This is a genomic window from Acinetobacter sp. USHLN143 (assembly GCF_037145695.1).
Lineage (GTDB): Bacteria > Pseudomonadota > Gammaproteobacteria > Pseudomonadales > Moraxellaceae > Acinetobacter > Acinetobacter fasciculus.
In genome coordinates, this window is sequence record NZ_JBBCWZ010000029.1 from 1 (window position 1) to 13217 (window position 13217).

General features: G+C 44.4%; 11 protein-coding genes. 8 read left to right on the forward strand and 3 right to left on the reverse strand.

Annotated elements, in window-relative coordinates; all coding sequences use genetic code 11:
* The first annotated feature begins 196 nt into the window (after window positions 1-196).
* Entirely contained in the window at window positions 197-1144 is a 948-nt protein-coding gene (locus tag WFH18_RS09280; RefSeq protein WP_005094929.1) for a bile acid:sodium symporter family protein, read from the forward strand.
* Window positions 1145-1321: 177 nt separating this feature from the next.
* Window positions 1322-3385: a polyphosphate kinase 1 gene (gene ppk1, locus WFH18_RS09285; protein WP_005094930.1), complete on the forward strand. Its 2064-nt coding sequence runs from the start codon at window positions 1322-1324 to the stop codon at window positions 3383-3385.
* A 94-nt stretch (window positions 3386-3479) separates the two neighbouring features.
* Here the strand turns inward: ppk1 and WFH18_RS09290 are convergent, their stop codons facing one another.
* The gene (locus WFH18_RS09290) at window positions 3480-4733 is read right to left on the reverse strand and encodes a hypothetical protein (protein ID WP_005094933.1); all 1254 of its coding nucleotides are present in this window, start codon (window positions 4731-4733) and stop codon (window positions 3480-3482) included.
* A gap of 77 nt (window positions 4734-4810) precedes the next feature.
* Here WFH18_RS09290 and serB point away from each other — a divergent pair, with 77 nt between their 5' ends.
* From serB to WFH18_RS09305, 3 genes are all read left to right on the forward strand, one after another.
* Window positions 4811-6031 carry a phosphoserine phosphatase SerB gene (serB, locus tag WFH18_RS09295; RefSeq protein ID WP_005094936.1) on the forward strand — a complete coding sequence of 407 codons (1221 nt, stop codon included), beginning with the start codon at window positions 4811-4813 and terminating at the stop codon, window positions 6029-6031.
* 414 nt (window positions 6032-6445) lie between these two features.
* The gene (aciT, locus tag WFH18_RS09300; RefSeq protein WP_005094938.1) at window positions 6446-6781 is read left to right on the forward strand and encodes a ciprofloxacin tolerance protein AciT; all 336 of its coding nucleotides are present in this window, start codon (window positions 6446-6448) and stop codon (window positions 6779-6781) included.
* A gap of 141 nt (window positions 6782-6922) precedes the next feature.
* Window positions 6923-7402, forward strand: coding sequence for an SCP2 sterol-binding domain-containing protein (locus WFH18_RS09305; RefSeq protein ID WP_005094940.1), 480 nt, complete (start codon window positions 6923-6925; stop codon window positions 7400-7402).
* Between the two features lie 116 nt (window positions 7403-7518).
* Here the strand turns inward: WFH18_RS09305 and WFH18_RS09310 are convergent, their stop codons facing one another.
* Both WFH18_RS09310 and dtd read right to left on the reverse strand, forming a co-directional pair.
* Complete coding sequence (locus tag WFH18_RS09310) at window positions 7519-8823, reverse strand: IS4 family transposase (protein WP_004282307.1); 1305 nt, start codon at window positions 8821-8823, stop codon at window positions 7519-7521.
* A gap of 110 nt (window positions 8824-8933) precedes the next feature.
* Window positions 8934-9374, reverse strand: coding sequence for a D-aminoacyl-tRNA deacylase (gene dtd, locus WFH18_RS09315; RefSeq protein ID WP_005094942.1), 441 nt, complete (start codon window positions 9372-9374; stop codon window positions 8934-8936).
* A gap of 227 nt (window positions 9375-9601) precedes the next feature.
* On the opposite strand from dtd, the gene WFH18_RS09320 reads away from it, so the two are divergent.
* The 3 genes from WFH18_RS09320 to pncB all read left to right on the forward strand — a co-directional run bounded on the left by WFH18_RS09320 (window position 9602) and on the right by pncB (window position 13157).
* Window positions 9602-11116 carry a catalase gene (locus WFH18_RS09320; RefSeq protein ID WP_005094943.1) on the forward strand — a complete coding sequence of 505 codons (1515 nt, stop codon included), beginning with the start codon at window positions 9602-9604 and terminating at the stop codon, window positions 11114-11116.
* 185 nt (window positions 11117-11301) lie between these two features.
* Window positions 11302-11832 carry an ankyrin repeat domain-containing protein gene (locus WFH18_RS09325; RefSeq protein ID WP_005094946.1) on the forward strand — a complete coding sequence of 177 codons (531 nt, stop codon included), beginning with the start codon at window positions 11302-11304 and terminating at the stop codon, window positions 11830-11832.
* 119 nt (window positions 11833-11951) lie between these two features.
* The gene (gene pncB, locus WFH18_RS09330) at window positions 11952-13157 is read left to right on the forward strand and encodes a nicotinate phosphoribosyltransferase (RefSeq protein ID WP_004729084.1); all 1206 of its coding nucleotides are present in this window, start codon (window positions 11952-11954) and stop codon (window positions 13155-13157) included.
* The last annotated feature ends 60 nt before the right edge of the window (window positions 13158-13217 follow it).

Genomic DNA, 13217 nt, shown 5'->3' on the forward strand with positions numbered 1-13217 from the left:
GCAGAAGAAATTATTTAGACCAGTTATCAAAAACTTCATTGATGACTTTATTCTCGATAAAAATCATCTGCTACCACAGAGAATCTATAAATAATAGTGCGTAAGTCCTATTTATATTTAAATATAAAAATTCAGGCGTCAACGGGTGCCTATTTTATCTTGCTTTTTCTCCCTTAATATCACCTGGATGAAACCCATGTCAGCCTTGCTCCAGTTTAGCCAATTTGTCCAAAAAACCTTTGCTTTATGGGTGGTGCTTTTTTCCGGCATTGCCTTGATGATCCCTGAAGCTTTTGTCTGGTTAAGAGCTTATATTCCCTGGATGTTAGGCATCATCATGTTCGGCATGGGCATGACCATGACCGTCGGAGATTTTAAAAGTGTCTTGCAAAGTCCGAAGGCAGTAGCGATTGGCGTCGTCGCCCAGTTTATGGTGATGCCGGGTTTGGCCTTTTTGCTGTGCAAGCTGTTCCAGCTGCCACCAGAGATTGCCATCGGGGTAATCTTGGTGGGTTGCTGTCCGGGCGGAACTGCATCCAATGTGATTACCTATATGGCCAAGGGCAATACTGCCTTGTCGGTCGCCTGTACCTCGGTTTCTACGTTACTGGCGCCCATTCTAACTCCGGCCATTTTCTACTTGTTGGCCAGTCAGTGGATTGAAATCAATGCCTGGTCGATGCTGGTGTCGATCTTACAGGTGGTGTTATTCCCGATTATTCTGGGCTTAATCGTACGGGCGCTACTCAAGCAAAAAGTCACGGCCTATATTCAGGTCATGCCGTTGATTTCTGTGATTGCGATTGTGGCAATTGTCGCGGCGATTATTGCCGGCAGCAAAACCCAGATTCTGGAGTCCGGTTTAATGATTTTAGGGATCGTGGCCTTACACAATGGTATGGGCTATTTACTGGGTTATTGGGCCAGCCGTATATTTCACTTGGCAGAAATAGACTGTCGTGCAGTCTCCATTGAAGTGGGAATGCAGAATTCTGGTCTGGGTGTGGCCTTGGCGGCAACCCATTTTGCCGCATCACCACTTACCGCTTTACCAAGTGCCATTTTCAGCCTGTGGCATAATATTTCAGGGCCAGCTTTAGCCACTTATTGGGCTGCCAGAAAAACTGAAAAAACAGACACCTAATTGCAGTTTGATGACAGCGCGCAACAAACCAGAGGATGATTTTTTATAATTTTAAAAATTAAAATATTAATCTATATAGATTTATCAAGCTTTGTAACATAAGTGTCATAAAGTCTGCCTAAGATCTCCCCTCAATGATGTGAAACAACAGACTGTAATCAGCAGCATTGAGAGGGCATGGAACAATTTCAGCATTCGTCAGCGACCTATTTTAATCGGGAACTTTCCTTATTTGAATTTCAGCGTCGTGTCTTGGCACAAGCACTTGATCCGAATTTACCGATTTTAGAGCGCTTAAACTTCCTGATTATTTTTTCCCGTAATCTGGATGAGTTTTTTGAAATCAGGATTGCCGGGCTGATGAAACAGCAAGACCTGAATGCGACTACCCGGACGCCTGATGCTGTACCCACCGAGCTGGTTCTACAACAACTGTCCCAGTCCATTCATGCCACAGTTAACAAGCAGTATGAGGTTCTGAATCATGCAATTCTGCCTGAACTCCAGGCGCAGGGTATTCAGTTTCTTCAATATCAGGATCTTCTGGAAAAACATAAGGCATGGATTGCAGCCTTTTTTGCCAAAGAAGTGCAACCGGTACTGACCCCGATCAGTCTGGATCCTTCACATCCTTTTCCACGTTTGGTGAATAAAAGTCTGAACTTTATTATCAGCTTGGAAGGTAAAGATGCCTTTGGCCGTGAAATCGAGATGGCGATTGTGCCGGCACCACGTTCCTTACCGTGCCTGATTAAAATTCCGGAAGATGTCACCGGAAACAATACCACCCAGATCTTTCTGACTGCGATCATCCAGCAGCATATCAGTGATTTGTTTCCCGGCATGAAAGCGACCGGATGTTATGCCTTTCGGGTTACCCGCAATGCCGATCTGGTATTGTCGGAAGATGTTGACGATCTGGCAGTGGCCTTAAAAGATGAACTGTGTTCGCGCCGCTTTGGTCGTGCAGTACGTCTGGAAATTGAAAATGACTCTCCACAGAACATCATCGACTATTTGCTGGATGAATTTAATCTGACGGAACAGGAACTGTACCGGATTGATGGACCAATCAATTTGTCCCGCCTGAGTACCAGCTTTGAGCGTCCGGAATTAAAGTATCCGCATTTTAGTCCTGTGATTCCCAAAATTTTCCGTAAACAGAAAAGTATTTTTGAAATTTTAAAAGCACAGGATGTGCTGCTGCATCATCCTTTTGATTCATTCCAGCCGGTGATTACTTTACTGCGCGAAGCGGCCAAGGACCCAGCGGTGCTGGCGATCAAGCAGACGCTATACCGCAGTGGTCCGGATTCGGAAATTGTTCAGGTGCTGGCAGAAGCCGCACGGAATGGCAAGGAAGTCACGGCCGTGATTGAACTGCGGGCGCGTTTCGATGAAGAATCTAATATTATGGTGGCCAATATTCTGCAAGAAGCCGGCGCGGTCGTGGTCTATGGCATCGTGGGTTATAAAACTCATGCCAAAATGATTCTGATTGTCCGGCGTGAAAATCAGGAATTACTGCGTTATGCGCATTTGGGTACCGGAAACTATCATGCCGGTAATGCCCGTATGTATACTGATTACGGCCTGATGACCACACAGCCGGATATCTGTGAAGATGTGCATCGCATGTTCCAGGAACTGACCGGCATGGGCAAAATGGCCAAACTGAAAGCCTTGCTGCATGCACCGTTTACCCTGCATAGCGAACTGCTGAAACTGATTGAGCAGGAAAAGGCATTTGCCCTGGCCGGCAGAGCCGCGCATATCATCATCAAAGTGAATGCACTTACCGAACCGCAATTGATTGCTGCCCTGTATCAGGCTTCGCAGGCTGGGGTAAAAATTGACCTGATTGTGCGTTCAATCTGCTGTCTGATTCCACAAGTTACCGGTATGTCTGAAAATATCCAGGTCCGTTCAATCGTAGGACGTTTCCTGGAACATACCCGGGTTTATTATTTTGAACATGGCGGTGCCAAGAAACTGTATTGTGCCAGTGCCGACTGGATGGGCCGTAACCTGTTTTCCCGGGTGGAAACCTGTTTCCCGGTGCTGGATCCAGAGCTGAAAAAACGGATTTATAAAGATGGCCTGATCAGCTATTTAAAAGATTGTCACAATGCATGGGAGTTAGATGCCGAGGGTCAGTGGCATAAAGTCCCTTGTCAGGATCCGGCTCAGCCTTATAATGCCCAGCAATATCTGCTGGAACAAAAACAGTTAAAAATTTAAGAGATAGGCCAAGACACACTGGCGTATTTGTTTTATATCCATAAAAAAGCCGGATGTTGGATCCGGCTTTTTTAATTGCAACATTCAGGGATATTTATGAGGCTTTGGACTGTTTGGATTTTAGAATTTCAGTTCTAAAAGTCTGTGCCAGCTCGGCGCTTTCAGCATCCATGCCATTCACCACAAAAGCATGACGGGTCAGGACATTGGTTGGATTCGGCATGCTGACCAGCTGGAAGTGATCACTCACATCTTTCAGCAAGGTGTTCGGTACATGTAAGGCACTTTCTTTCGCGACCAGATGCTGAGTCAGACGCTCCGCGGCCTGTACCGAGCTGAGCTGCATCTCCTCGACTTTAGAGGCAATCGCGCTGCGGGTTTGTAGCACAAAACGTTTTTCTTCACGATAGCGTCTATACAGCACTTCCGAAAGCAGCTGGAACACGGCACTGATCATGGTCAGGCAGGCCAGGGCATTCGGTTTGTCTGCTGTGATACTGATGGTGGCACCTTTTTCATCAAATTTATGTACGGTACAAATATCAGAACTATTTAACTTATAGCGTTGCACACAGAGTTCGGTGGCTTTATTCAGGAAAATCTGACAAAGATTGAAATAAGGCACCGAAACGGTTTTATTCACGCTATCCAGTAACTGTTTTGGATCGTAGAACTGGATGTTTAAGCTCAGGCTATCGCTCTCGAGTACCGCTGGTTTATGTTCTTTTTCTTTGGCTTTGTTTTTCACTGCCTGTTGGGCCTGAGCAATCGCCAGTGCCGCATTATGCTTTTCCTGTTCCAATGCCTGGGTCAGGGTCTGAATCTCGAATTTCAGCCGCGATTCATTATTGATGCGCGCTAGATATTCGGTGCGGCTTGGACGTGCCACGGCACGATAAGCGACCCAGAGCAGACCATGAATGATGAACGAGAACAGAATCGCCAACCATTGCGTGCGCAGAATTTCACCAATACTTGGCTCAATCAGGGTGATTTCAATCACACCGACTTTTTTCTCGTTTTGCAGGGCATCACGGACAAAAACTTCACCCTCGCGAGTTTTGGTCAGTCCGCCGGTGGCTAAAACTTGAGCTTTCGCATCCAGAATCCGGATGGAAGCGACACTTGGATTGGTGGCATAACGATTTGCCAGCAAAGCCAGAGAAACGCGGTTGGGCGGTTCAAGCTCAGACAGGCTGTCTGTCACCAGTTGACTGGTGATCAGCTGTCCCTGATTGGCACGGTTTTCATTCAGTTGGTGAGTGGTTGCCAATACCAGTAAAAAGGTATGCAGAGCAAAACTTACAATCAATAGGCTAGCAAATAGCCCTTGTCTAGGCGCATTCAACGTAAACTTCCAAGGCAATTCTGTTCAATTTCGATTATGATTCTAACAATAGTTGTAGCTCAGACCCGAGTCAATTCATGCGAGAAATCATTCTTATATCATTCTTAGGACCTGACCAGCCTAATCAATTTACACGATTAATGCAGGTTTTGTCCGCCCATTCCCTACAGATTTTAGATGTAGGGCAAGCGGTTATTCATAATCAGTTAACCTTAGGTATTGTTGTGGCGTCTGAAGACCAGACAGCAACAGCATTAGCCATGAAGGAGATCCTGATTCTAGCACATGATATCGGGTTAACTGTGCGCTTTAAACCGATCTCTGCGACTGAATATGATCAGTGGGTCAAAGAGGGTGGACGCACACGTTATATCGTAACGGCATTGGCCCCTGAATTAAATGCCTCTCATCTGCAAGCCGTGACCCAGATTGTCTCGGGTCAGGGCTTTAATATTGAAACCGTGACCCGTCTGTCTGGCCGCCCCATTTTAGATGGCCAGAGCGCAGGGCCAAAACGTGCCTGTGTCCAGTTCGGTTTAAGTGGACAAATGCTAGATGCAGCTGCCATGCGTGCGGCCTGCTTGAGCCTGTCCAATGAATTAAATGTCGATGTTGCGGTGCAGGAAGACAATGCTTATCGCCGTAACCGTCGTCTGGTTTGCTTCGATATGGACTCAACCCTGATCGAGCAGGAAGTTATTGACGAACTGGCAATTGAAGCCGGTGTTGGTGAACAGGTCGCAGAAATTACCGAACGTGCTATGCAAGGCGAGCTGGACTTCCAGCAAAGCTTCCGTGCACGTGTCGCCTTGTTAAAAGGCATGGACGCTTCGGTACTTCCGAAAATTGCCGAGCGCCTGACGATTACCGAAGGAGCTGAACGCCTGATTTCGACTTTAAAAGCACTAGGTTACCGTACTGCAATTCTTTCTGGCGGTTTTCAGTATTTTGCGGAATATCTGCAAACTAAACTGGATATTGATGAAGTGCATGCCAATGCGCTCGATGTGCAGGATGGCGTGGTCACTGGTGAAGTCAAAGGCCATATCGTCGATGGCGCACGCAAAGCACTCTTGCTCGGTGAAATCGCCCAGGAGATGGGAATTTCCCTGGAACAAACCATTGCAGTCGGTGATGGCGCCAATGACTTACCAATGCTCTCGATTGCAGGACTCGGTGTGGCTTTCCGTGCCAAGCCGCTAGTACGCCAAAATGCCAATCAGGCGATTTCTAGCGTCGGTCTGGACGGTGTGCTTTATCTGCTCGGTGTACATGATAAAGACCTGAACCGTGCATAAATACAGGCTTTGATTGATTTTAAACGCGACCTCCGGGTCGCGTTTTTTATTGCTTATGATCTGAGTGATATAAGGAATAGCTGAAATGTGGCTACAAAAACATCGATCATCTTAAACGGAAAAATAATTTTTTCACTTAAAAAAACTACTGATAATTTTGTAATGACACGCCAACATTGGCGCAGTCATTGATCCACAAAAATGTGAAAAGCAAAAAATGTAATGACAATATAATATCGCGACAAAGTATGTCGTTAGGCTGGATGACAGGACTTTTTTTATGCAAAAAACTCAGCATAATGCAGGCATAGAGATACAAATCAACAGATTTCATTTTATTGATTTAACGAAATTCAATAGATAGAAGCGTTGCAATATCAAGCGGGAACTATCTATCTGGATGGAGGGGTTTATATGGTAACAGCGCATTTAGCAACGATTGTGGGCTTCAGTTTAGTCGCTGTAGCTGTGCTTGCTGTGTTCTTCTCGCCTTATCGTCGCTGGTTAAGCTTTATGGCGGCCGGGATGCTGGTATGGGGCCTGATCGAGGTGATTCGTGTAGGAACTCAAACTTGGTTTGAGCTACCAATGACGTATAGTTATCTGAGCGCGTTAACTGCGGTCATGATGGTGGTGACTGGCCTGTTGTTGCGTGAAGATCGTCGTGCTGAGCGTGCTTTGGCAAAACGCCGTTGCATCGAACATACGCCGGTGTATGAAGACGACCAGCAGCAGCTTTCAAGCCGTTAATTCTACAAGTTGCAATGAAAAAAATGCACCCATGTGTGCATTTTTCAATTTGGAAATATGATACAAACTGCATAATCCACCTAGCCCAGAACTATGCTAGGATATTTGTCAATTTTCGTACAATTAGAATAGGCATCCTCCATGAAACTGTCGTCCATTCCTGTGTTAAAACTTCCTCTGGTTGACCTTAGTACTGATCCACTTGATTTGCTGGTCGCAGGTCTTGCGTTACGTATGAAGCAGTTAGCACGTACTAGCCCGAAATTTATTGAATTGGTACATGAACGCCAGTTTCGTATCCAAATCGGAACAGATGAGGGAATGGCACGTCAGATCGTTGTGAATAATGGTCATATCGATACTGTTTCAGGTGATGCAGAAAAAGCTGATTTTGTACTGCAATTTGCTGACAGTGAACAGGGTGTAAAAACATTGCTTAAAGGTGATCCAACTGCATTCATGAGTGGTATGCAAAGTGGCACGATTAAAATGGAAGGCGATTTTGGTCTGCTGGTCTGGTTTAACCAGGTCGCGAAAATGATTCCGCCTAAACTGCCAAAACCGGTCAAAGAAAAAGTGAAAATGGCACGTCAGTTTATTAAAGAGAAAACTGGTAAATAAGTTAAAAATCTTTCATCCAACCTTTTCTTTCTACCTTTGGGAGAAACACAAAGAGGGGGGTGAAAGGATAAAAGATTTTTAAAAGAAAAAGCCCTCATTAGAGTAATGCCAGTCAGTTAAGAAATTGACTGGCATTTTCTTGGATATTTTTGTGCTTTAATTTTCACTACTCGCGGACATTGCCTTTGCCTTTTTTCAGGTAATACAAATATTTTAGATTGTTCAAATAATTGCGCTAAATGTTTGGGTAGGTTTCCTGCTGATTCTAAAGGTGTGTGCCTTAAGATATTGATAATACTCATAGATGCAATATGGAAACTGATCCTTAAAGGACTCACCTTTGCATGTTCAGCGATAAACCTCATCTGTCTTCTTAAGATATTATATGCAATAAATACCCCCCACAATTCTTGATAGACCAAATCAGGTTGTTTGCTTCTTAAAATCCTTGCATCCTGTAAATCACTTTTAATTTCCCGATAACACATTTCTATTTCCCAACGCTGGATATAAAGCATTGCAAGGTCTTTGAATGGATAAACTTTAGAATCTGTTAATGATGTAATGTAACGTCTTATTTTTCCTGCATATTCAACTTCAATTAAACGTGCTTCCCAATAGTCACCCAATGACGGATTTATCTTTTTTGCTCTTGCTGAAACAGGCATTTTGATCTGAAAGTCATGGGCCGCATTATGATGAATCACTTCATAACGCAGGTTGTCCTTTGCTCGCATCAACCAATGACTCTCTTCTGCCTGAGATTGCCAGCTCACTAAAAAATCAGCAGAGAAGTAAGCACGATCAAATAGGGTAATACTGCGAACTGGTGCTTTTAATTGACTGGCTAAGGTTAATTCACCTTGATCCATACTGCCCATTTGGGCATCAATCATTTCATGGGTATTGGTATTCACCAGGCAAGTCGCTCTAACTTGTGGGTAAGGTGCAGCTGCTGTTTTGCCTTTGGATGAACCAAAGTGCTTAAAGTTTTCTTCTGTATGAGGCATAGACCAAACCACACCATCTACAGCACAAACGCATAGACCGTGAAAGTTGCTATATTGTTGTTGTGAGTCTTTAAACCATGCCTGACTTAATGTCGAAAATAAAGCACTCATGGGTTCTAAGCCTAAGCGCTGTCTTGCTTGTACGGATGCACTCGGTACACAGTATTCTGCCGTACCGAAAACAAGTTGCAATTGTTGAACCACATACCAAATCGGCTGATTTCGAAATAGAGCAAGTCCGATTACCAGCCAAACAACATGTTCAGCAGGCAGTTTTCTTTTTCGAATTGATGCTTTACCTGTTTGGTCTAAGCAATCTTCAATCCAGTTTAAATCAATCAATTCACTGAATTGTGAAAGTGAAGGTAGGGTTTGTTTTAATGTTAAATCTAGATTCTGAGATAAATTCATAAAAAAAGAGCGTATTTACATACGCTCTTTTTACAGCATTTTAACTTTTTTTGCTTAACTGACTGGCATTACTCATTAGAGGGCTTTTTTCATTCTAGAACAATGACAGTTTATTCAACTTCCAGATTAAACGTCACCGGCCCATCATTGACCAGATGCACTTTCATGTCGGCGGCAAAAATACCGGTTTGCACATGTTCAAACTGGCTTTGGGCATATTCTACCAGCTGCTCATAAAGTGCTTTAGCCTCGGCAGGCGGCATAGCTGGGCCAAAGTCTGGACGTAAACCCTTCTGGGTCTGTGCCATCAAGGTAAATTGTGAAACCAGCAATAAACCACCGTCGGCCTGGGCAACGTTCCAGCCCATTTTACCCTGTTCATCATCAAAGAAGCGGTATTTCAATATTTTATCAATCAGCTTTTTGCCTTTTTCCAGATTATCGTCCTTGCCTAAACCTAGAAAAACCAGAATTCCTTTTTCAATTTCCCCAGTGGTTTCACCCTCGACCACGACTTTAGCTTCTAAAACTCTTTGTAATAAGGCACGCATTTTACATATGGACTGCTAATGATAGATGGACGTGATTGTAGCAAGAATAAAATCTGGAGCAGTATGAGATGCTGTTTTTATGAGCTTTAAATATATGAAAATCAATTGATTAATTTTTTTAAATCCATTAAAGCGATTGAATTAATAAAAATAATCTGTTTTATCTATTTATTGTGTTGGCGTATCTTAGCCCATGCAGGAAAGGTAATAAATTGAGAGATTTAGAAATGTTTAAGCGTTCATTACTGGTTGCAATGATTGCAACTGTCACAGCTGCACAAGCTGCTCCTTTAACTAAAGACAATGGCGCGCCAGTCGGTGATAACCAGAACTCGATCACTGCGGGTCCAAATGGTTCAGTACTCCTTCAGGATGTTCAACTGGTACAAAAATTACAACGTTTTGGTCGTGAGCGTATTCCTGAGCGTGTCGTACATGCGCGTGGTACAGGGGCATATGGTGAATTCGTTGCGACCAAAGATCTATCTGATCTTACCCTCGCTTCATTGTTCAAAGCGGGGACTAAAACTCCAGTTTTCCTGCGTTTTTCTACCGTAATTCACGGTAAGGGTTCACCAGAAACTCTACGTGACCCACACGGTTTTGCATTGAAATTCTACACTCAAGAAGGTAACTGGGACTTGGTCGGTAACCAGACACCGGTATTCTTTATCCGTGATGCAATCAAGTTCCCGGACTTCATTCATGCCATGAAGCCAAGCCCAGTAACGAATGTCCAAGATGCTAACCGTGTGTTTGACTTCCTGTCGAGCCAGCCATGGGCAACCAACATGCTGACTTATGTGTATGGCAAGCAAGGTGTTCCAACTAGCTATCGTGAACAGGACGGTTTTGGTGTTCACGCTTACAAACTGTATAACGACAAAGGCGAATACAAGTACGTGAAATTCAACTTCCGCTCTAAACAGGGCGTGAAAGGCCTGAACGTGAAAGAAGCGGCTGAACAGCAGGGTAAAGATTTCAACCACTTGACCAATGATCTATATAACAACATCTATGCGGGTAATTTCCCGAAATGGGATCTATATATTCAGGTGATTGATCCTAAAGATCTAAACAGCTTTGATTTTGATCCGTTAGATCCAACCAAAATCTGGCCAACTGAGCTGGTACCAGAAACCAAAGTCGGTACTTTGACCCTGAACCGTATGCCGAAGAACTTCTTCAATGAGACTGAACAGTCTGCATTTGCGCCAGGTAACCTGGTTCCGGGCATCGAGCCATCAGAAGACCGTCTGCTACAAGGCCGTATCTTCTCTTACTCAGATACCCAAATGTACCGTTTAGGCGCGAATCACCAGCAAATTCCGGTGAACCGTCCAGTGGTAAATGTGAACAACAATAATCAGGATGGCTACATGAATATCTCTGAGCGTGACTCGGATGTGAACTATGAGCCAAGCCGTAAAGAGCCAAAAGCTGCCACTGAAAAAGCACGTGCGGTACAAACACCATTATCTGGTCATGTACAGCAAATTGGCGTGAAAGAGCAGAACTTCAAGCAGGCAGGTGAGCTGTACCGTTCATACTCGGCTAAAGAAAAAGATGACCTGATCATGAACCTTGCTGCTGATTTAGGCGCAGTGAAAGATTCAGAAACCAAGCACATCATGTTGTCTTACTTCTATAAGGCAGATGCGGACTACGGTACACGTATGACCAAGGCGGTAAACGGTAACCTGGCGACTGTTAAAGCCAAAGCTGCAAAATTAAAAGACTAATCCCGATTGGTCTTGAGGAACTGGTGACTAGGGCATAGCGCATCACCTCCAAAAAGTCCTGTAATACTCCAAACCTTTCCTGCACCCTAGGGGGAGTTTTACAGGCACTCCGTTTTTTATCTCATCTCAGGGTAATTCAGTCTTTCAAGACTTAAATTCCCCTTCGATTTCTGCTGGAGTTCATCATGAAAGTTATGTCATCTATGTTTTTAGCCAGTATTCTCACGATAGGTTCCGCATTCGCAAACGTGACTGTCGCGAAGGAGATCTCCCCCGCTAAAAGCGTGGACAATATTCAGATGAACTCACAACAGGAACTGGTCGACCTGTTCTTTGCTGCCGCCAAAATTGGCAATAGCGAAGTTATCAACGAATTTTTAAAACATGGCTTTCCGGTCGATGTACGCAATAAAGACGGTTATACGCCACTGATGATGGCAACGTATTATGGCCATCAAGCGATAGTCAGCAGTTTGCTTAAACATGGTGCCGACCGCTGTGCTCGAGACAATCGAGGCAATACGGCCTTGATGGGGGCTTTATTCAAGATGGAATTTGCGATTGCCAAGCAGTTGCGTCAGGTGGACTGTGATGTCCAGGCGCAAAAAACCGGACAAAAGACCACAGCCGAATTTGCCAAGGTCATTGGCCAGGAAAAACAGCTACATAAACTGATTCAGGAACAGGAAAAAGCTCAGACCAACACCCAGAAATAAACCGGGTTATGCTTCTGATACTTTTGTCGCAAATACAGCCAGCTGTACGTAAATCCTGCATTATTGCATGACTTTTTATGCTTTAATGCAGAGATAAGCACAGCGATATTCCCTTAGTTATGGCCCCAATTATCCATTCTCTGTTAGATACTGACTTGTACAAATTCACTATGTTACAAGTGGTCTTACACAAGTTTCCGCAAACGCATAGTGTCTACCATTTCCGTTGTCGTAATCTGGAAGATACAGTCTATCCACTGACGGATATTCTGGATGACCTGAATCATCAACTGGACCTGCTGTGTCAGCTAAAATTCAAAGAAGATGAACTGCAATATTTAAGAAGCTTACGTTTTATCAAAAGCGATTTTGTGGATTATCTGGAACTGTTCCAGCTCAAGCGCCGTTTCATCAAGGCCAGTATCGACAGTCAAGGCCGTCTGGATATTGTGGTGGAAGGCCCGATGGTTCAGGCGATGATGTTCGAGATCTTCGTACTGGCGATTGTCAATGAACTGTATTTCAGCCGCATTCGCACGCCTGAAGTGTTGGCTGAAGGCGAACACCGTTTAAAAGCCAAAATCGAGCTATTAAAACAGTATGATGCTGCGCAAAACCCCAATGATCCACCATTCTTGGTGTCAGATTTTGGTACGCGTCGCCGTTACAGTTTCGATTGGCAAAAGCATGTGGTCGAAGAATTTCACAAAGCCGCACCGCATGTGTTCCGTGGGACCAGTAATGTACTGTTAGCCAAAGAGCTGGGCATTACCCCGATTGGTACCATGGCGCATGAATTCCTGCAAGCTTTTCAGGCGCTGGACGTACGTTTACGTAATTTCCAGAAATCTGCACTGGAAAGCTGGGTACAGGAATATCGTGGTGACTTGGGTATTGCCTTGACCGATGTGGTGGGGATGGATGCATTCCTGCGCGACTTTGATCTGTACTTTGCCAAGCTGTTTGATGGCTTGCGTCATGATAGTGGCGACCCTTATGAATGGGGTGACAAGGCCTATGCGCATTATAAAAAGCTGAAAATAGACAGCAAAACCAAGATGCTGACTTTTAGTGATGGCCTGAATCTGGAAAAAGCCTGGAAATTGCATCAGTACTTTAAAGACCGTTTTCAGGTCAGTTTCGGCATTGGCACCAATCTGACCAATGATATGGGGCAAACCCCACTCAATATTGTGCTGAAACTGGTGGAATGTAACCGTCAGTCAGTAGCCAAAATCTCGGATAGTCCGGGCAAAACCATGACCGATAATGATACGTTCTTGGCCTATTTGCGTCAGGTTTTTGAGATCAATGAACCTGCTTAAGTCAGTTTGAAAAATTCATAATTTTTAAGAACCGTTTCTATATAGAGGCGGTTTTTTTAT

What these genes read in the sequence shown, in the direction of transcription:
- WFH18_RS09310 (WP_004282307.1), bottom strand. Translation starts at nt 8,823, where the DNA reads ATGAATTTATCTCAGAATCTAGATTTAACATTAAAACAAACCCTACCT.
- WFH18_RS09325 (WP_005094946.1), top strand. Translation starts at nt 11,302, where the DNA reads ATGAAAGTTATGTCATCTATGTTTTTAGCCAGTATTCTCACGATAGGT.
- pncB (WP_004729084.1), top strand. Translation starts at nt 11,952, where the DNA reads ATGGCCCCAATTATCCATTCTCTGTTAGATACTGACTTGTACAAATTC.
- serB (WP_005094936.1), top strand. Translation starts at nt 4,811, where the DNA reads ATGCGAGAAATCATTCTTATATCATTCTTAGGACCTGACCAGCCTAAT.
- ppk1 (WP_005094930.1), top strand. Translation starts at nt 1,322, where the DNA reads ATGGAACAATTTCAGCATTCGTCAGCGACCTATTTTAATCGGGAACTT.
- aciT (WP_005094938.1), top strand. Translation starts at nt 6,446, where the DNA reads ATGGTAACAGCGCATTTAGCAACGATTGTGGGCTTCAGTTTAGTCGCT.
- WFH18_RS09280 (WP_005094929.1), top strand. Translation starts at nt 197, where the DNA reads ATGTCAGCCTTGCTCCAGTTTAGCCAATTTGTCCAAAAAACCTTTGCT.
- WFH18_RS09305 (WP_005094940.1), top strand. Translation starts at nt 6,923, where the DNA reads ATGAAACTGTCGTCCATTCCTGTGTTAAAACTTCCTCTGGTTGACCTT.
- dtd (WP_005094942.1), bottom strand. Translation starts at nt 9,374, where the DNA reads ATGCGTGCCTTATTACAAAGAGTTTTAGAAGCTAAAGTCGTGGTCGAG.
- WFH18_RS09320 (WP_005094943.1), top strand. Translation starts at nt 9,602, where the DNA reads ATGTTTAAGCGTTCATTACTGGTTGCAATGATTGCAACTGTCACAGCT.